This is a genomic window from Janthinobacterium sp. J1-1 (assembly GCF_030944405.1).
Taxonomy (GTDB): domain Bacteria; phylum Pseudomonadota; class Gammaproteobacteria; order Burkholderiales; family Burkholderiaceae_D; genus Janthinobacterium.
In genome coordinates, this window is sequence record NZ_CP132339.1 from 150,605 (window position 1) to 170,551 (window position 19,947).

Here is a 19,947-nt window from a genome sequence, read left to right on the forward strand (position 1 = left end):
GCCGCCGCTGCGAACATGTTCCGCCAGCGCGGATTACATGAACTTGTATTTCACCTGGAACGACAGGGCGCGGCCACGCGGATCGGCCACCCGTGGATCCCAGCCGGCGCCGACCACATCGTCGACGTTGTGCGCGGTGAACGGCGGGTCCTTGTCGAACAGGTTCTGGATACCAACCGTCAGGGTGGTGTTCTTGAAGCCCGTGTAGGTGCCCGACAGGGTGTAGGTAGTATAGCTGCCGACCTTCGGATTGAAGCCCACCGGATACGGCAGCGCGCCGCCGTTCGGTACCTGGTCCTTGTAGCCGGTGCTGTATTTTTGCGTCAGCAAGCCGCTCCAGTCGCCGCGCGCCAGCGAGAACGAGGCGTTGTGCTTCCAGCGCAAGTACAGGTCGCGCGTGTAGAAATTGCCCACGTACTCCTTGTATGGCTGGCCGGCGATCTCGGCAAACTTGAAGCTCTGGGTCCAGGTGCCATCGAGCGCCGCATTCCATTTGAAGCCGTTGGTGCTGCCTTCGCCACGCAAACTCAGGTCGGCGCCGCGCGTGCGCGAACCGGCCGCATTGATCCAGCCGGCCTGGATATAGTTGATGGTGTCGTCCGCGTTGCGGATGATGTACTGCGGCAGCAGGGCGGCATTGTTCAGCACGATGGTAGCCGAGCGGTTCAGGATGCGGTCCTTGGAATTGATGGCCCAGTAGTCGAGCGAGGCGGAATATCCCTTGACCGGTTCGATCACCATGCCCACGCTGCCTTGCTTCGAGGTTTCCGGTTTCAGTGTGGTATTGCCGCCCGAGAAATAATTCAGGCGTGCCGGTGCGCAGAAAGCCGGGTCGCCAGGATGGCGCGCGCAACCGAGCGTATCGATTACGCCGCTCGACAATTCCTGGAACAGCTGGCCCGAATACAGCTGGGTAAAGCTGGGTGCCAGGAAACCCTTGTTGGCCGAACCACGGAACAGCAGCCAGGAAGCCGGCTGGTAGCGGAACGACACTTTCGGATTGGTCGACGCGCCCACCAGGCTGTAGTCATCGCGGCGCAAGGCCAGCTGCATTTCCAGGTCCTTGATGATCGGCACCAGCAACTCGGCATACACGGCCTTGACGTTGCGGCTGGCTTTTTCCAGCGCCGCATTGCCCGGCGACAGGTAGACCAGCGTCGCGTCGATATCCTGGCCAAACGCATAGCTTTCGCGGCGCAAGTCAAAACCGACGGCGGCCGACATGGCGCCGGCCGGCAGTTGCAGCAGTTCGCCCGACACCGAGCCATCGATGGCGGTCAGCGTCGTCTTGCCGTGTTGAAAATCGCCACGGAACTTGGTCGACTCGATCAGATCCCTGGCGGCCTGGCTCTGGCTTTGTCCGGCACCCACCCACGGGTTGATCACGCCGCTGGCCAGCGCCGGGAACAGCTGCGCCGTGTACGAATAACCATCGGTCAGCTTGGTGTTGGTCTTGCTTTGCGCATGCGACACGCCCGCCTTGTAGTCCCACTTGCCGACCGTCCCTTCGAAGCCGACCAGCAAGCGCAGGTTGTCGGTGGTATTTTCCTGGGTGCGGTTGCCGAAATCGTTGGCGCGCCACTTGTAGGCGATCGGCTTGGTGCGGTCAAAGGTCGAGATATATGCCGACAGGTCCTGGTAATACGCGCCACCCACCGGATACAGGCCGCCGTTGGCCGCCGTGGTCTGAATCTGCATCGGCGTGAATTCCGCCGTGGCCTTGGTGCGCGAACCGAGCAGCTCGACGAACATGGTATGGTCCTGCGCCAGCTTGAAGGTGCCGCGGCTGAGCAAATTGGCGCGCTCGACCGGGAAGGAGATCACATAGTCGCCGCCATAGTCATAGGCGCAGGAATAGGTGGTGCGCAGCGGCGAGGTCACTTTCGACCACAGCGCCGTCTGGTATTGCGACATGCCGGCCACCGTATCGCACTTGCCCGTGAAACTGAGCGGATTGGCTTGCAGGTATTGATTGGTGCTGCCGGGAACCGTAAACGCGGTACCCAGGGCCGTGCCGGCACCGGTCATCTGGTTGGCGAACGGCGTGCCGGTGGTATCGGGCGACAGGCCGCGGCCCGGCTGGAAACCGTTGGCAAAACTGCGCTGGTTCGAGCTGAGCTTGTCGTTATTGTCGACCGTCAGGCTCATCATGACGTTGTAGCCGTCTTCTTCCAGGTTGCCATGGCCAGCCAGCAAGGACGCGCGGCGGTTCATGCCGCCGCCCGCTTCGGTGGAATTGGTGGTGGCCGACGCTTCCACGCCGTTGTAATTGGTTTTCAGAATGAAGTTGATCACGCCGCCGATGGCGTCGGTACCGTAGATGGCCGACGCGCCGTCTTTCAAAATTTCCACGCGCGAAATGGCGCCCATCGGAATCGAGTTCAGGTCGACCGCCTTGCCGCTGGCGCCGTGGGTGGCGATGCGGCGGCCGTTCAACAGCACCAGGGTGCTGTTCGGCCCCAGGCCGCGCAGCGAAGCGAACGAGGCGCCGCCACTGACCCGGTCGGCATCGGCGCCAAATACGTTATTGCCGGACGTCATATTGTCCGCGCCGGTGCCGTTCGAGGAGATCGTCGACAGCAATTGCTCGGCGCTGGTAATGCCCTGCTTTTCGATCTGGTCGTAGGTGATCACCTGCACCGGCAGCGCGCCTTCCTTGGCGATGCGCTTGATGCTGCTGCCCGTCACTTCGACCCGTTGTATCGCCTGCTGCGCCGCTTCTTGCGCAACGGCCGTGCCAGCCACCCCTATCAATGCCATCAACTGCGCTAGCTTCTTCAATTTCACGGGCCTTCTCCTTATTGGGCAATCGATACTTGAATTCTTCAAGTCAGGTTGTTAGTCACATCGCTGCATCTGTCTCGCAGTACATTTTCTTATGATGTTTGCGCATGACTTTATTTGTTTTCATTTTCAGAGTAGCGCGTTGCTTCCGCCGCCAGCTAATGAAAAATGCTTTCCTAACCATAACTTTTTGGAATGAATGCCCTTTTTCAGCGCCGGCCTACTTTGCCGTGGGGCGGCCCCGTGCCATATCGACGTCCAGATAGCGCCAGGAGGTGAATTCCACGGGATGGCGCCTGTAGTTTTTTAGCCACGCTTGCTGCAGGTCGGCCGAGATAGGATGGGTCAGCAGCACCCATGGCGTATACGCATGGATCAGCTGAGACATGTCGAAGTACAGGCTGCGCCGGCGTGGCGAATCGGACAGCAGGCGCGCCTCCTCATAGCGTTTATTGTAATCGGGCAAGTTAAAGCGGGCGTAGTTGGCTCTGCCACTGTTGGGGCCGTACAACAATTGCATAAAGTTATCACCATCGGGGAAGTCCGCGATCCAGTTGGTCTCGAACATCTGCACCTTGCCCAGGCGCGAGGCCTTGATGATTTCGGTCTTCTTGTCGCTCTTGAATTCCACGCGCAGGCCGATCGCATTGAGGTTGCGGCGCCATAATTCGTCGCGCAGCCGCCCCACCGTGCTCGGCTCCGTATGCATGGTGAGGGTCAAAGGAGTGCCATCGGGCTGCTGGCGAAAGCCACTGGCTCCCAGCTTGTAGCCGTAACGGTCCAGCAGCGCGCGCGCCAGCACCGGATCGTATGACACGGGACTGCGGTATGCCTTGTCGTAGCCCAGCACATTCGGTGGCAACGGCGACTGCGCCGGCAGGGCCAGGCCCTTTTTCAGCAAGGCGATATCCTCGCGGCTGTTGTAGCTGAGGGCAATCGCGCGCCGCAGCGCCAAGCGTGCCTTGCTGTAGCCGCCCAGCACCGGGTCGTCCATATTCATCCACATGTAATAGGTCTGCAGCACGGGGAAACGCTCCAGGGTGATGCCTTTCGCCGCCAAGTCCTGCTTCAGGCCACCGTTGGCCAGCACCATGTCGGTCAGCGACTCGGGCACCTGCTCCAGGTAATCGAACTCGCCTTTCAGGAAGCCCAGCATGCGCGACTGGTATTCCTCGACGATGCGCACTTCGATGCGCTCGACCAGCGGCAGTTTCTTTCCTTCCAGCGATCTGGCAATTGTCTGGTCGGCCGGTGGCAGCGCGGCCAGTGCCGCCGCGTCCACATGAAACACGGTGGAGCGGAAATTCGGATTGGCCTGCAGCACGATCTTGTCGCTGCGTTTCCATTCCGTGATCATGAATGGCCCCGTGCCGACCGGATGGTTGCCGATCTGGCCTGGCGCCTTGTACGCTTCGGCCACTTCGCGCGCCACCACGCCGGTGGCCGGCATGGCCAGGTAAAACAGGAAGTTCGGATCGATGCTGTTCAGGCGGATGCGCAGCGTATATTTGTCCAGCGCCTGCAGGCCCGCGATCGGCCTGTCGTAGCTGAAGTTGCTCTTCAGGGCAGCATCGCCCACCAATTTATCTTCCAGCAAAAACAGCCAGGGCGATTTCAGCGCGGGATCGTACAAGCGCGTCAGGCTGTACACATAATCTTGCGCCGTCACTTCGCGCGGCTTGCCCTTGAAGGCCGGATCGGGCGTAAAGAAGACGCCGGGCTGGAGCTGGAAAATATAGGTCAGTCCGCCATCCTCGACCTTCGGCAGGCCGCGCGCCGTATTGCCCTGCAGCTTGACCGGACGCGCCAGGTAGTCGTAGCGCAGCAGCGGGTCGAACACGTTTTCCATCAGGTTCAGACTGGCCAGGTCGGAGGCGACAGCCGGGTCCAGACCCGTCTCGCTGGTGCTCAGGAACAGGTGCAGGGTCTTGCCGGCGCGCGCCTCAGGCGCGGCATGGCTGGCAGTTGCAAACAAGGTCAGCAAGGCCAGGCCGGCGGCGCAGGCGGTTTTACGCAAAAACATCATCAATGATCCAGTACAGGTGAAAGCAGGCATCAGCCAGCGTACGCGGGCGGGCGACGGGATGCCAATGAAAACAGGCTGCCAGCTTATAACTTTTTGGCATGCGGCTGCTGCATTCTTTCATCAACGCGCCGCACGCTGCCTCTATACTTTGCTTGCAGGTATTTTCCTCGTCTCGAAAACAAACATTGATCACCTATGGCACTTAATTACATCTGGTCCGGCTTTTTCCTCGTAGGTTTCCTGGCCGCCGTGCTGCAGTGGCTGTTTTTGGGCGATACCGATATCTTCAAGCGCATCATCGACGGTACCTTCGAGACGGCGCGCATGGGCGTGATGGATATCGCGCTGCCACTGGCCGGCGTGATGACCTTGTGGCTGGGCATCATGAATATCGGCGAAAAGGCCGGCATCGTCGGCTGGCTGGCGAAAGTGATCGCACCGTTCTTTTCGCGCATCTTCCCGGAAATTCCGAGAGACCACCCGGCCACCGGCCATATGGTGATGAATTTCTCGGCCAACCTGCTGGGCCTGGACAATGCGGCCACGCCGTTCGGTTTAAAGGCGATGGAAAGCCTGCAGACGCTGAACCCGAACAAGGACGAGGCCACCAATGCGCAGATCATGTTCCTGGTGCTGCACACCTCGGGCCTGACCCTGATCCCACTGGCCATCATGGCGCAGCGCTCCATCCTCGGCGCGGCCGATCCGTCCGACATCTTTATTCCCTGCATGATCGCCACCTATGTCGCCACCGTGGTCGGCATCATCACCGTCTCGATCAAGCAGCGCATCAACCTGCTCAACAGCGTCGTGCTGAGCTGGCTGGGCGGCATGACGGCCGCCATCGTCGCCATGATCTGGTACTTCACGCAATACCTGACGAAACAGGAAATCGAGCTGGTGTCGAAGGTGGTCAGCAACCTGGTCTTGATCAGCGTGATCGCCATCTTCATCATCGGTGCGCTGCGAAAAAAAGTGAATGTGTATGACGCCTTTATCGAAGGGGCGAAAGGCGGCATCCAGACCTCGATCACCGTGATTCCCTACCTGGTCGGCATGCTGGTGGCGATCAGCGTGATCCGCAATGCGGGCGTGTTCAATTTCGTCATGAGCGGCTTTAACTGGTTCTTTGCCAACCTCGGCATCAATACGGATTTCGTGCCCGCCTTGCCGACCGCCATGATGAAGCCGCTCAGCGGTTCCGGCTCGAAAGCCATGATGATCGACGCCATGAATACCTATGGCGTCGACTCGTTTGTCGGCCGCCTGGCCTGCGTGTTCCAAGGCTCGGCCGACACCACCTTCTATATCGTGGCCCTGTACTTCGGCTCGGTCGGCATCCGCAAGACGCGCTATGCCATCACGGCCGGCCTGATCGCCGACCTGGCCGGCGTGATCACCGCCGTGTTTGTCGCCTACGTCTTTTTCCATTGAGGAGCACCATGTTACGTCCTGTTCTGATCGCCGCCCTGTTGGCCGGGCTTGGCCTGTCGACGGCGCATGCCCAATTGCCGGACTCCGTCAGCGTGCTGCTGCGCAGCGCGAATATTCCCGAAGACGCCATCGGCGCCATCGTCCTGCGTGGCAATACGGTAGTGATGTCGCATGGGGCCGAACGCAGCATGCAGCCGGCGTCGACCATGAAACTGGTGACCACGGCCGTCGGCCTGGAACAGCTGGGCCCCACCTTCCGCGGCCGCACGGAGCTGCGCACCAGCGCCGACGTCATCAATGGCGTGCTGAAGGGTGACCTGATTTTGCGCGGTGGTGCGGATACCGACTTCAATGCGGACGTGCTGGAGCACATGCTGCAAACCCTGCGCAACCAGGGCATCGTGAAAATCAAGGGCGACCTGATCCTCGACCGCCAGCTGTTCCAGCCGGCTCGGCCCGACATCGACGCGCCACCGTTCGATGAGTCGGCCGAGTTCCGCTACAACGTGATTCCCGACGCCTTGCTGCTCAATACCAATCTGCTCGATATCGAGCTCAGTTCGACCGCGCAGCAATTGAAATTGCTGATGCTGCCGGCGCTGGAGAACGTCAGCATCAGCAGCGACATGACGCTAATAAAAGGCAATTGTGCGCGCTGGGAAGATGGCTGGCGCCCACCCGAGTACCGGCGCGATGCGGGCGGCAAGCTGCAGGTCATCTTGCACGGCACCTTTCCACAGAATTGCCACAAGGCTTTCAGTATCAATGTGCTGGACCGCAATGATTATGCAGACAAGCTGTTCCGCACGACCTGGAAGCGGCTGGGCGGCACGATTAGCGGCAGCGTGCGCGAAGCGCCAAACACAGGCTTGCCGCCGAGTGCCGAACCGGTCGGCACGCGCATGCTGGCCGACCATGTGGCGCGCGCCCTGCCGGAAGTGCTGCGTGATATCAACAAATCGTCCGACAACACCCTGGCCCGTACCCTCTTCCTCAGCATCGGCAGCCTGCAAAGCGATGGCTGGCTGGGCAGCCGCCCGGTGGCCATGACGGCGCAGGAAGACACGGCCACGCGTTCGCGGCAAGTGATCCAGGAATGGATGCAGCGCCACAATATCGATACGAACGGCATGCTGATCGACAATGGCTCCGGCCTGTCGCGCACGGGCCGCATCGCGCCGCGGCAACTGGCCGGCGTGCTGCAGGCGATGCAGCAAAGCGTGTGGGCGCCCGAGTTCCAATCGAGCCTGCCCATCGTTGCCCTGGACGGCACCATGCGCAAGCGCCTGCTGGGCAGTCCGGTGGCAGCGCGCGCCCGCATCAAGACGGGAACGTTAAAGAATGTGGTGGCGATCGCCGGCTATGTGCCAGACGCCAACAACCAGCAATGCGTGGTGGTGGCCATGATCAATAGCGACCTGGTGGGCAACGGCAATGGCCGCGCGGCAGTCGATGCATTGATCGAGTGGGTGGCCAGAAGCGGTACAACGCCAGTGATCGCAAGCCAATAACCCTTGAACAGCCGGGTCAGCCCCCTCGCCCGCTAGCAATGAACTCTGCGTTGGCGGCATTGAGGGTCTGACCCCAGACTTCGCTTGGGGTCAACAATAACGAATCTTCAGACGAAAAAAAACCCCACTCATCACTGATCGGGGTTTTTCTCTTACTGCGTATAACAAGCCTGACGATAACCTACTTTCACACTGGTTGCAGCACTATCATCGGCGCAAAGTTGTTTCACGGTCCTGTTCGGGATGGGAAGGGGTGGGACCAACTTGCTATGGTCATCAGGCATAACTTGTACTGACGGTTGCTCCCGATTGGGCAGCAGCGTCATGAATCTGGAAGAAGCAAAGATTTTGGGTAATGAATGTCGTATCAACACACACGCAACGTTGTACCGTCTTATCCTCTGCACCTGCTAAGGTTATAGGGACAAGCCGTACGGGCAATTAGTACTGGTTAGCTTAATGCATTACTGCACTTCCACACCCAGCCTATCAACGTCCTGGTCTCGAACGACCCTTCAAAGAGCTCAAGGCTCTGGGAAATCTCATCTCAAGGCAAGTTTCCCGCTTAGATGCTTTCAGCGGTTATCTCTTCCGAACTTAGCTACCCGGCAATGCCACTGGCGTGACAACCGGTACACCAGAGGTTCGTCCACTCCGGTCCTCTCGTACTAGGAGCAGCCCCCTTCAAATTTCCAACGCCCACGGCAGATAGGGACCAAACTGTCTCACGACGTTTTAAACCCAGCTCACGTACCACTTTAAATGGCGAACAGCCATACCCTTGGGACCGGCTACAGCCCCAGGATGTGATGAGCCGACATCGAGGTGCCAAACTCCCCCGTCGATATGAACTCTTGGGAGGAATCAGCCTGTTATCCCCAGAGTACCTTTTATCCGTTGAGCGATGGCCCTTCCATACAGAACCACCGGATCACTATGTCCTACTTTCGTACCTGCTCGACTTGTCAGTCTCGCAGTTAAGCACGCTTATGCCATTGCACTATCAACACGATGTCCGACCGTATCTAGCGTACCTTCGAACTCCTCCGTTACACTTTAGGAGGAGACCGCCCCAGTCAAACTGCCTACCATGCACTGTCCCCGATCCGGATCACGGACCAAGGTTAGAACCTCAAACAAACCAGGGTGGTATTTCAAGGTTGGCTCCACGAGAACTAGCGTCCCCGCTTCAAAGCCTCCCACCTATCCTACACAGATTGGTTCAAAGTCCAATGCAAAGCTACAGTAAAGGTTCATGGGGTCTTTCCGTCTAGCCGCGGGTAGATTGCATCATCACAAACATTTCAACTTCGCTGAGTCTCGGTAGGAGACAGTGTGGCCATCGTTACGCACATTCGTGCAGGTCGGAACTTACCCGACAAGGAATTTCGCTACCTTTAGGACCGTTATAGTTACGGCCGCCGTTTACTGGGACTTCAATCAAGAGCTTGCACCCCATCATTTAATCTTCCAGCACCGGGCAGGCGTCACACCCTATACGTCCACTTTCGTGTTTGCAGAGTGCTGTGTTTTTATTAAACAGTCGCAGCCACCAGTTTATTGCAACTTTCACCCTCATGGAGTAAACCAATCAAGCTACCGGGGCGTACCTTTTCCCGAAGTTACGGTACCAATTTGCCGAGTTCCTTCTCCCGAGTTCTCTCAAGCGCCTTAGAATACTCATCTCGCCCACCTGTGTCGGTTTGCGGTACGGTCTCGTATGACTGAAGCTTAGAGGCTTTTCTTGGAACCACTTCCGATTGCTTCGTGAACAAGTTCACTCGTCCCATCCCCTTGAATCCTGCGCCCGGATTTGCCTAAGCGCCTTCTATGAGACAGAAACTGACTATTCCAACAGTCAGACAACCTTCCGCGATCCGTCCCCCCATCGCATCATACGACGGTGCAGGAATATTAACCTGCTTCCCATCAGCTACGCATCTCTGCCTCGCCTTAGGGGCCGACTCACCCTGCTCCGATGAACGTTGAACAGGAAACCTTGGGCTTACGGCGTGGAGGCTTTTCACCCCCATTATCGCTACTCATGTCAGCATTCGCACTTCTGATACCTCCAGCATCCTTTACAAGACACCTTCGCAGGCTTACAGAACGCTCTCCTACCATATCCAATAAAGGATATCCGCAGCTTCGGTGACTGGCTTAGCCCCGTTACATCTTCCGCGCAGGACGACTCGATCAGTGAGCTATTACGCTTTCTTTAAATGATGGCTGCTTCTAAGCCAACATCCTGACTGTTTTAGCCTTCCCACTTCGTTTTCCACTTAGCCAATGTTTGGGACCTTAGCTGGCGGTCTGGGTTGTTTCCCTCTTGACGCCGGACGTTAGCACCCGACGTCTGTCTCCCAAGCTCGCACTCATCGGTATTCGGAGTTTGCAATGGGTTGGTAAGTCGCAATGACCCCCTAGCCATAACAGTGCTCTACCCCCGATGGTGATACTTGAGGCACTACCTAAATAGTTTTCGGAGAGAACCAGCTATTTCCAAGTTTGTTTAGCCTTTCACCCCTACCCACAGCTCATCCCCTAATTTTTCAACATTAGTGGGTTCGGACCTCCAGGGCGTGTTACCGCACCTTCATCCTGGCCATGAGTAGATCACTTGGTTTCGGGTCTACACCCAGCGACTGATCGCCCTATTCGGACTCGATTTCTCTACGGCTTCCCTATCTGGTTAACCTTGCCACTGAATGTAAGTCGCTGACCCATTATACAAAAGGTACGCAGTCACGGAACAAGTCCGCTCCTACTGTTTGTATGCACACGGTTTCAGGATCTATTTCACTCCCCTTCCGGGGTTCTTTTCGCCTTTCCCTCACGGTACTGGTTCACTATCGGTCGATTACGAGTATTTAGCCTTGGAGGATGGTCCCCCCATATTCAGACAGGATGTCACGTGTCCCGCCCTACTTGTCGTACGCTTAGTACCACCGGTCCGATTTCACATACGGGGCTATCACCCACTATGGCTCCTATTTCCAGAGGATTCTGTTATCGGTCCGACTATCACGTACAGGCTCTTCCCATTTCGCTCGCCGCTACTTTGGGAATCTCGGTTGATTTCTTTTCCTGCAGCTACTTAGATGTTTCAGTTCGCCGCGTTCGCCTTGCATACCTATGTATTCAGTATGCAATACCCTAAAAGGGTGGGTTGCCCCATTCGGAAATCTGCGGATCAAAGTGTGTTTGCTCACTCCCCGCAGCTTATCGCAAGCTACTACGTCCTTCATCGCCTGTAATCGCCAAGGCATCCACCATGTGCACTTATTCGCTTGTCCCTATAACGTTAGCCTCTAATCATTTGCATGGTTAAAGAGCGCTACAGGGATAAGAAAGTACAACGTTGTTGCTTGTTTGTTGATACATACAATCATTACCCATCAAGTCGCCTCATGCATTCCTGCACGCATAGACTTGATCAATAAATAATCTTTACTTCTTCCAGATTGTTAAAGAACGAAACAGCAATGATCGCTAAAAGATCAAACCTAAATCCCGGTGTTGTATTCAACACTGATTTACGTTTGCACTTTTAAGTGGTGGAGGATGACGGGATCGAACCGACGACCCCCTGCTTGCAAAGCAGGTGCTCTCCCAGCTGAGCTAATCCCCCTGGGTATGACTACTCGGGTATTACTGGTAGGGCTGGTTGGACTCGAACCAACGACCCCCGCGTTATCAACACGGTGCTCTAACCAGCTGAGCTACAGCCCCAACGCGGTGCTACTGACGACTACTGTTTCTTCTTCAGCTAACAGTCGATAAGTGTGAACATTTGATGGTGAAGCATTGCTGCCTCGTGCAAACTCTAGAAAGGAGGTGATCCAGCCGCACCTTCCGATACGGCTACCTTGTTACGACTTCACCCCAGTCACGAATCCTACCGTGGTAAGCGCCCTCCTTGCGGTTAAGCTACCTACTTCTGGTAAAACCCGCTCCCATGGTGTGACGGGCGGTGTGTACAAGACCCGGGAACGTATTCACCGCGACATGCTGATCCGCGATTACTAGCGATTCCAACTTCATGCAGTCGAGTTGCAGACTACAATCCGGACTACGATACACTTTCTGCGATTAGCTCCCCCTCGCGGGTTGGCGGCGCTCTGTATGTACCATTGTATGACGTGTGAAGCCCTACCCATAAGGGCCATGAGGACTTGACGTCATCCCCACCTTCCTCCGGTTTGTCACCGGCAGTCTCATTAGAGTGCCCTTTCGTAGCAACTAATGACAAGGGTTGCGCTCGTTGCGGGACTTAACCCAACATCTCACGACACGAGCTGACGACAGCCATGCAGCACCTGTGTACTGGTTCTCTTTCGAGCACTCCCTGATCTCTCAAGGATTCCAGCCATGTCAAGGGTAGGTAAGGTTTTTCGCGTTGCATCGAATTAATCCACATCATCCACCGCTTGTGCGGGTCCCCGTCAATTCCTTTGAGTTTTAATCTTGCGACCGTACTCCCCAGGCGGTCTACTTCACGCGTTAGCTGCGTTACCAAGTCAATTAAGACCCGACAACTAGTAGACATCGTTTAGGGCGTGGACTACCAGGGTATCTAATCCTGTTTGCTCCCCACGCTTTCGTGCATGAGCGTCAATCTTGACCCAGGGGGCTGCCTTCGCCATCGGTGTTCCTCCACATATCTACGCATTTCACTGCTACACGTGGAATTCTACCCCCCTCTGCCAGATTCTAGCCTTGCAGTCTCCAATGCAATTCCCAGGTTGAGCCCGGGGATTTCACATCAGACTTACAAAACCCGCCTGCGCACGCTTTACGCCCAGTAATTCCGATTAACGCTTGCACCCTACGTATTACCGCGGCTGCTGGCACGTAGTTAGCCGGTGCTTATTCTTCAGGTACCGTCATTAGCAGGAGATATTAGCTCCCACCGTTTCTTCCCTGACAAAAGAGCTTTACAACCCGAAGGCCTTCTTCACTCACGCGGCATTGCTGGATCAGGCTTGCGCCCATTGTCCAAAATTCCCCACTGCTGCCTCCCGTAGGAGTCTGGACCGTGTCTCAGTTCCAGTGTGGCTGGTCGTCCTCTCAGACCAGCTACTGATCGATGCCTTGGTAGGCTTTTACCCTACCAACTAGCTAATCAGATATCGGCCGCTCCACGAGCATGAGGTCTTGCGATCCCCCACTTTCATCCGTAGATCGTATGCGGTATTAGCGTAACTTTCGCTACGTTATCCCCCACTCCAGGGTACGTTCCGATATATTACTCACCCGTTCGCCACTCGCCACCAGAGCAAGCTCCGTGCTGCCGTTCGACTTGCATGTGTAAGGCATGCCGCCAGCGTTCAATCTGAGCCAGGATCAAACTCTTCAGTTTAATCTCTGTTACTTTGCCATTTTATTGGCATGGTCGAACCTTTTAATCGGTTCAAACCCCTCGCATTGCGAGGTGTTTGCTCACTCAAAAAACTGACAGGCTACTTCCGAAGAAGTATCCTATTTCATTATTTCTTGTGAACATTTGATATTTTAAGTTTTACAGCAATCCGAAGATCACTGCTGCACTTCATCAAATGCCCACACTTATCGACTGTTAATTGTTAAAGAACGGTATTCGGTGCTACGTTTCGCGCTATCGACAAAGCGTTGTGTTTGTCAGCTGCGAAGAAGGAAGAGTATGAAGCATTTCGCTAAATCCGTCAACACCTTCTTTTTTCTGCTTCACTCGGCATTTGCATGCGTCGTTCAGCGAGGGGGCGAATTATAGCCAAGCGCCGCGTGGCCTGCAAGGACTATTTAAGCTCTTCGCAACCAGCCACGATCCACTCGCGAAAGCTGTCCAGCGCCTCCCATGGCTCACGCCCGCGCGGCTGCACCAGGAAGTAGCCGCGCCGTGTGCGCAAGGACGGCACCGGCAGGCTGGCCAGCTGACCATCACGCAGCAGCGCATCGACCAGCGGACGCCAGCCCAGCGCGACGCCGTGACCGGCGACGGCCGCCTGGATCAGCAAGGGATAATTGCCCAAGGTCAGGCTCTGCAGCTCGCCGTCGCTTGGCAAGCCCTGCAGCTGCGCCCATTCCTGCCAGGTCATCCACGGTTCCTGGCCGCTGCTGCCCAGATGCAGCAAGGGCAAGGCCATCACTTGCGCCGGCGTGCCGCCGGCCGCCAGATGCCGTTCCAGCATGGCCGGGCTGCACACAGGCACCACCTCTTCCGGCAGGATTTGCTGCGCATCGCAGCCCGGCCATTGCCCGTCGCCAAACGAAATCGCCAGGTCGACCGCTTCGCCGCGGATATCAAACGCCTGTTGCGAGGTGACGATGCGCACGTCCAGCTCCGGGCGCCGCTGCTGAAACTCCGCCAGGCGCGGCATCAGCCAGAACTGGGCAAAGCCGAAGTCGGCCGCCACCGTCAGCACCTGCCGCGTACGCCGCGTGCGGATCTTGTCGACCGCCACGTGGATGGCGGCCAAGTGTTCCCTTACCGCCTCGTGCAGGGCGGCGCCGTCCGCCGTCAGGCTCACCCCTGGCGCCCTGGCCGCTTACGGCAACCAGGTTACGCGCACGCCGCATATCGATGCGCTGGCGTCGGCAGGCGTGGTATTCGAATCGGCCTATTGCAACTCGCCCCTGTGCGCGCCTTCACGCTACGCGCTGATGAGCGGCAAGCTGCCGTCGAAAACGGGCGGCCATGACAATGCGGCGGCACTGTCGTCCGAAGCGGTGACCTATGCGCATTATTTGCGCCATGCCGGCTATCGCACCATTTTGTCGGGCAAGATGCATTTTTGCGGCGCCGACCAGTTGCACGGTTTCGAAGAGCGTCTGACCACCGATATCTACCCGGCCGATTTCGGCTGGACACCGGACTGGCAACGCCCGGACGTGCGCCCCAGCTGGTACCACAATATGACGTCGGTAACCGATGCCGGCCACTGCGTGCGCAGCAACCAGCTCGACTTCGACGATGAAGTGGTGTTCGCGGCGCGCCAGAAGCTGTTCGACCTGGCGCGCGATCCCGACCAGCGCCCGTTCTGCATGACGGTCTCGCTGACCCATCCGCATGACCCGTACGCGATATCCTCGCCTTACTGGGAGCTATATAGCGACGAAGAAATCGACATGCCGCGCGTGCCCGCTGCGCCGCAGGATGACGATCCGCATTCACGCCGCCTGCGCGCGGTAAGCGGCCTCGACCAGACACCGGTCACGCCGCAGCAGGTACGCCAGGCGCGGCGCGCCTATTACGGCGCCATCTCGTATGTCGACGAGCAGTTCGGCGTGCTGCTGCGCGCACTGGAACACAGCGGACAGCTGGACAACACCATCATCATCGTCACCTCCGACCATGGCGACATGCTGGGCGAACGGAGCCTCTGGTACAAGATGAGTTTTTTCGAGCCGTCCGCCCGCGTACCGCTGATTATCCATGCGCCGCAGCGCTTTGCCGCGCACCGGGTCGCCGCCTCGGTGTCACATGTCGACCTGCTGCCGACCCTGCTCGACCTGGCCCATGGCGGCGAAACGCCATCGGCCAGCGCCGACTTTCCGCTGGAGCTGGACGGCCGCAGCCTGCTGCCGCATCTGCAACAACGGGGCGGCCACGATGAAGTGGCGGCCGAATACCTGGGCGAAGGCGCACTGGGTCCGATCGTCATGCTGCGCCAGGGCGATTATAAATTCATCCATGCGGCCACCGACCCGGACCAGCTGTATCACTTGCCCAGCGACCCCGACGAATTGCGCAACCTGGCGCAGGACGCCGGCAGCGTTGAAGTGCTGCAAGGCTTTCGCGCACAGGTCGCCAACCGCTGGAACCTGCCCCAGCTGCATGAACAAGTGGTCGCCAGCCAGGTCCGCCGCCGCTTTATCGGCGCGGCCAATATGCTGGGCGCGTATCACGCCTGGGACTATCAGCCGCCGCACGACGCCAGCCGCCGCTATATCCGCAATCACCTGGACCTCGATGCGCTGGAAGCACGCGCCCGTTTTCCTGTCCCGCAACGGAGCGATGCATGAAACGTCTTTTCCTGGCAGCCCTGCTGTGCGCAGCCATCTTGCCGATTCACGCCGCCGAACCTGACGCCTGCCGCCTGGTACGCATGGCAGACCCCGGCTGGACCGATATCGGCGCCACCAATGCCCTGGCCGGCATCGTGCTCGAAGCGCTCGGCTATGAACAGAAGGTAATGCCGCTGTCGGTACCGATCGCCTATGCGGGTCTGCAGAAGGGCCAGGTCGATGTGTTCCTCGGCAACTGGATGCCGGCCCAGAAGCAACTCGTGACGCCGTTGCTGCAGGCCGGCACGATCGAGACCGTGCGCGCCAACCTGCCTGACGCCAAGTTCACCCTGGCCGTGCCCGACTATGTGGCGCGCGCCGGCGTGCGCACCTTCAGCGATCTGGCCAAACATGCGGACAAGTTCGACCGCAAGATCTACGGCATCGAATCGGGCGCGCCCGCCAACCAGACCATCAAGAAAATGCTGGCGGAAAAAAGTTATGCGCTCAGTGGCTGGACACTGGTCGAATCGAGCGAACAGGGCATGCTGAGCCAGGTAGCCCGCAAGAACCGTGGCCAGCAGTGGATCGTGTTCCTGGCGTGGGAGCCGCACCAGATGAACAACAACTTCAAGCTGGTCTACCTCGATGGCGGCGACCAGTATTTCGGCCCGCGTTTCGGCAGCGCCAGTGTCAACACGGTGGCGCGCCGCGGCTACCGTGCCGCCTGCCCGAATCCGGGAAAACTGTTTGCGCAGCTGGAATTCACTGTCGCGCTCGAGCACGCCATCATGGCCGACATGCTCGACAAGAAACAGACGGCGCGCGCCGCCGCCCTGCGCCAATTGTGCGCCAGGCCAGAGCTGATCAATGCCTGGCTGGCCGGCGTGACCACCCGCAGCGGCGCCGACGGCGCAGCCGCCGTGCGTGCGCGCCTTGCGCAGCCCTGATTCTTTCTCATTCCCACACCACCGCCGGAGCCACTGATGTCAAGCAAGCCAACTGCACTGCGATTCAAACCCCTGACCTTTTTCGTGCTGCAAGCGCTTGCCTGCTCGGCCTACGCCGTTGATACGGCGCCGGCCGAAGTACCGGACGCGCCGGTCGAAACCGTCTTCGTGCAAGGCCAGGGCCGCCAGGTACAAAATATTACGCGTAAGGACCTGGCCGAAGCCACGCCCGGCACCAGCCCCTTGAAAACGCTTGAAAAACTGCCCGGCGTGTCGTTCCAGTCGGCCGACCCGTTTGGCGCCTACGAATGGTCGGCGCATATCTCGATCCGCGGCTTCAGCCAGAACCAGCTCGGTTTCACCCTGGACGGCATTCCGCTGGGCGACATGAGCTACCGCAACCATAACGGCCTGCATGTCAGCCGCGCCATTTCGTCCGAAAACATCGGCAACGTCAGCGTGTCGCAAGGCACGGGCGCGCTGGGTACGGCCTCGACCAGCAACCTGGGCGGCACGGTCAGCTTCAGCACAAGGGGACCAGCCGACACGGCCGGTGCCGCCCTGGCGCAAACCCTGGGCAGCGACAATACTTCCCGCACCTACCTGCGCTACGACACGGGACTGCTGTCGACCGACACCAAGGCCTATGTTTCGCTGACGCGCCAGCGCGCCGACAAATGGAAGGGCGACGGTGGCCAGGACCAGGATCTGTTCAATTCCAAGGTGGTGCAAAAACTGGGCAACAGCCAGCTCAGCACCTTTTTTAATTACTCCACGCGCGATGAGACCGACTACCAGGATCTGTCCTTCGACAGCGTCAAGCGCCTTGGCTACAAGTGGGACAACTACGCCCCCGACTGGCAGCGCGCCGTCAATGCGGCCAAGGGCGTCTACACGGGAGGCGTCAACAATCTCGATGACGCGTATTACCTGGGCCGCGGCCTGCGCAACGACTGGCTGGGCGGCGTCGCCTTTGACTGGCAAGCGAGCGACACCGTGCGCTTGAAAACCACCGCCTACGATCACCGCAACCATGGCGAAAGCCACTGGTATACACCGTACACGCCCTCGTCGGCCAGCGTGCCGATCTCGGTGCGGGCGCAGGAATACAAGATCGACCGCCATGGCGTGGTCAGTGACCTGAACTGGGAAATCGGCAATCACACTGTCACGGCCGGTGTCTGGGCCGAGCGCAGCGTGCACAGCTGGACGCGCAGCTTTTACGCCGTGAATGGCCCGGAAAGCACCGACCACTTCCTGTCCGATCCATTTTCCACCGTGATCGCACAGCGCTTCGTCAGCAAGACCACCCAGTTCTACCTGCAGGACAACTTTGCGGCCTTGAACGACCGCCTCAATCTGAGCTACGGCTTCAAGAGCACCAAGGCGCGCATCAAGGGCGACAACCAGGCGGGCGGGCGCGCCGGCGGCACCCTGGAAGCATCGAAAAAATTCCTGCCGCAAGCGGGCCTGACGTTTGCGTTGAGCGGCCAGGATGAACTGTTCTCGTCGTGGGCCAAAAACATGAACGCCTACCAGGCGGGCGCCGACGGTCCGTTCTCGCAAACCCAGGAAGCGTTCGACCTGAGCAAAGGCAAGGTCAAGCCACAAACCTCGACCACCATCGACCTGGGCCTGCGTTCGCGGCGCGGTCCGGTGCAAGCCTCGATCGCCTTGTACGCGGCGGACTTCAAGAACCGCCAGCTCAATGTGGCCACCTGCACCGGCATCGTCGGTTGCCCGACCACGCTGACCAATGTGGGCAAGGTGGAAACCAAGGGGGTCGAAGCGGCGCTGGACTGGAAGATCTCGTCGCAATGGGCCTGGTTCAATTCGTTTACCTATAACGACTCGTCGTACAAATCGGCGCCGCTGTATTACGAGGGCGCCACCGCCATCAACGTCAACGGCAAGCGCGTGGTCGATGCGCCGAAAGTGCTGTTCAACACGGAATTGTCGTACGAGCGCGCCGGCTGGTTTGCCAAGGCCGATGCCAAGTACACGGGCCAGCGTTACTACACTTACCTGAACGACAGCCCGGTGCCGTCGTTCTGGCTGGCCAACCTGAGCGGCGGCTACAAGCTGGGCAATATCGGCCCGTTCAAGAGCGCCACCGTGCAGCTGAACGTGACGAATCTGCTGGATAAACGCTATTACGCCACCATCGGCACCAACGGCTTTGCCAGCAGCGATCCAGCGGGCAGTTTTGCCACCATGCTGGTCGGCGCCCCGCGCGCGGCCTTCTTGACCATCAGCGGCAAGCTGTAACCACGAAAGAACACCATGGCCTCCATCAAAGTGTCATTACGCCAGGTCGGCAAAGTCTTCGATGCCGGTATCGCACCGGCGCTGGACAATGTCTCGCTCGATATCGCCGAGGGCGGCATCTGCGTGCTGATGGGGCTGTCCGGCTCCGGCAAGTCGACCTTGCTGCGCACCATCAATGGCCTGGCCGTGCCGACCACGGGCCAAGTGCTGGTCGACGGCGTCGACCTGGCGGGACTGTCCGCGCGCCGCCTGCAGCAATCGCGGCGCGACACGATGGGCATGGTGTTTCAATCGTCTGCACTGTTTGCGCACTTGCGCGTGATCGACAACGCCGCCTTCGGCCTGGAGCTGGCCGGCGTGGACCGCAAGGAACGCCACCGCCGCGCCAGCGCCGTGCTGGAACAGGTGGGACTGCTGGCCCATGCGACACAGTATCCGCATCAGTTGTCGGGCGGCATGCGACAACGGGTGGGACTGGCACGCGCGCTGGCCGTCAATCCCTCGCTGCTGCTGATGGATGAGGCGTTCTCGGCGCTCGACCCGCTCAAGCGCCGCGAGATGCAGGAGCTACTGTTGGATCTGCAGCGCGCACAGCGCCGCACCATCGTGTTTGTCTCGCACGATATCGACGAAGCGCTGCGCCTGGGTGACCAGATAGCATTGTTGCACGCAGGAAAACTGCTGCAACAGGGAACGCCGCGCGAATTGCTGGCCCATCCCGTCAACGAGCATGTGCGCGCATTTTTCGACAGCGCCGATACCTCGGGCCACTTGCTGGCCAGCGACCTGATCGACCATGAGGCGAGTGCCACCACCGTGCCCGAAGCCATCGGCGTGGCCGCCGACAGCCGCCTGTCCGAACTGATGCCGCGCCTGGGCGCCTTCCGTTTGCCCCTGACCGTGCGCGACGCCAGCGGCATGGCGCTCGGCCTGATCACCGCCGCCAGCGCACTGCGCACCATCACGCGCGCCAGCGCCAGGAACTGAC

At 59.0% G+C, this 19,947-nt stretch carries 9 protein-coding genes, 2 tRNA genes and 3 rRNA genes; 6 read left to right on the top strand and 8 right to left on the bottom strand.

What is annotated here, in order from left to right; all coding sequences use genetic code 11:
* Positions 1–33 precede the first annotated feature (33 nt).
* Both Q8L25_RS00660 and Q8L25_RS00665 read right to left on the bottom strand, forming a co-directional pair.
* Positions 34–2,787, bottom strand: coding sequence for a TonB-dependent receptor (locus tag Q8L25_RS00660; protein ID WP_308923089.1), 2,754 nt, complete (start codon positions 2,785–2,787; stop codon positions 34–36).
* Between the two features lie 217 nt (positions 2,788–3,004).
* Positions 3,005–4,810, bottom strand: a complete 1,806-nt coding sequence (locus tag Q8L25_RS00665; protein WP_308923090.1) for an ABC transporter substrate-binding protein — start codon at positions 4,808–4,810, stop codon at positions 3,005–3,007.
* Positions 4,811–5,005: 195 nt separating this feature from the next.
* Between Q8L25_RS00665 and Q8L25_RS00670 the strand changes: the two genes are divergently transcribed.
* Both Q8L25_RS00670 and dacB read left to right on the top strand, forming a co-directional pair.
* Positions 5,006–6,244 carry a nucleoside recognition domain-containing protein gene (locus Q8L25_RS00670; protein WP_308923091.1) on the top strand — a complete coding sequence of 413 codons (1,239 nt, stop codon included), beginning with the start codon at positions 5,006–5,008 and terminating at the stop codon, positions 6,242–6,244.
* 8 nt (positions 6,245–6,252) lie between these two features.
* Complete coding sequence (dacB, locus tag Q8L25_RS00675; RefSeq protein WP_308923092.1) at positions 6,253–7,755, top strand: D-alanyl-D-alanine carboxypeptidase/D-alanyl-D-alanine-endopeptidase; 1,503 nt, start codon at positions 6,253–6,255, stop codon at positions 7,753–7,755.
* A 168-nt stretch (positions 7,756–7,923) separates the two neighbouring features.
* Here dacB and rrf read toward each other — a convergent pair.
* The 6 genes from rrf to Q8L25_RS00705 all read right to left on the bottom strand — a co-directional run bounded on the left by rrf (position 7,924) and on the right by Q8L25_RS00705 (position 14,213).
* A 5S ribosomal RNA gene (gene rrf / locus Q8L25_RS00680) occupies positions 7,924–8,036 on the bottom strand.
* Between the two features lie 139 nt (positions 8,037–8,175).
* Positions 8,176–11,051, bottom strand: a 23S ribosomal RNA gene (locus Q8L25_RS00685).
* Between the two features lie 259 nt (positions 11,052–11,310).
* Positions 11,311–11,386: transfer RNA gene (locus tag Q8L25_RS00690), tRNA-Ala, on the bottom strand.
* Between the two features lie 24 nt (positions 11,387–11,410).
* Positions 11,411–11,487, bottom strand: a tRNA-Ile gene (locus Q8L25_RS00695).
* A 98-nt stretch (positions 11,488–11,585) separates the two neighbouring features.
* A 16S ribosomal RNA gene (locus tag Q8L25_RS00700) occupies positions 11,586–13,117 on the bottom strand.
* The 16S, 23S and 5S rRNA genes sit together here with 2 tRNA genes alongside, the layout of an rRNA operon.
* 415 nt (positions 13,118–13,532) lie before the next feature.
* Entirely contained in the window at positions 13,533–14,213 is a 681-nt protein-coding gene (locus Q8L25_RS00705) for a LysR substrate-binding domain-containing protein (RefSeq protein WP_308923093.1), read from the bottom strand.
* Here Q8L25_RS00705 and betC point away from each other — a divergent pair.
* From betC to Q8L25_RS00725, 4 genes are read left to right on the top strand one after another with little or no spacing between them, the layout of a single operon-like run.
* Complete coding sequence (betC, locus tag Q8L25_RS00710) at positions 14,203–15,759, top strand: choline-sulfatase (protein ID WP_308925624.1); 1,557 nt, start codon at positions 14,203–14,205, stop codon at positions 15,757–15,759. The genes Q8L25_RS00705 and betC overlap by 11 nt on opposite strands.
* Complete coding sequence (gene choX / locus Q8L25_RS00715; RefSeq protein ID WP_308923094.1) at positions 15,756–16,691, top strand: choline ABC transporter substrate-binding protein; 936 nt, start codon at positions 15,756–15,758, stop codon at positions 16,689–16,691. The genes betC and choX overlap by 4 nt, the downstream gene beginning before the upstream one ends.
* Before the next feature lie 36 nt (positions 16,692–16,727).
* Positions 16,728–18,959 carry a TonB-dependent receptor domain-containing protein gene (locus Q8L25_RS00720; RefSeq protein WP_308923095.1) on the top strand — a complete coding sequence of 744 codons (2,232 nt, stop codon included), beginning with the start codon at positions 16,728–16,730 and terminating at the stop codon, positions 18,957–18,959.
* 15 nt (positions 18,960–18,974) lie between these two features.
* Entirely contained in the window at positions 18,975–19,946 is a 972-nt protein-coding gene (locus Q8L25_RS00725) for an ATP-binding cassette domain-containing protein (protein WP_308923096.1), read from the top strand.
* The last annotated feature ends 1 nt before the right edge of the window (position 19,947 follow it).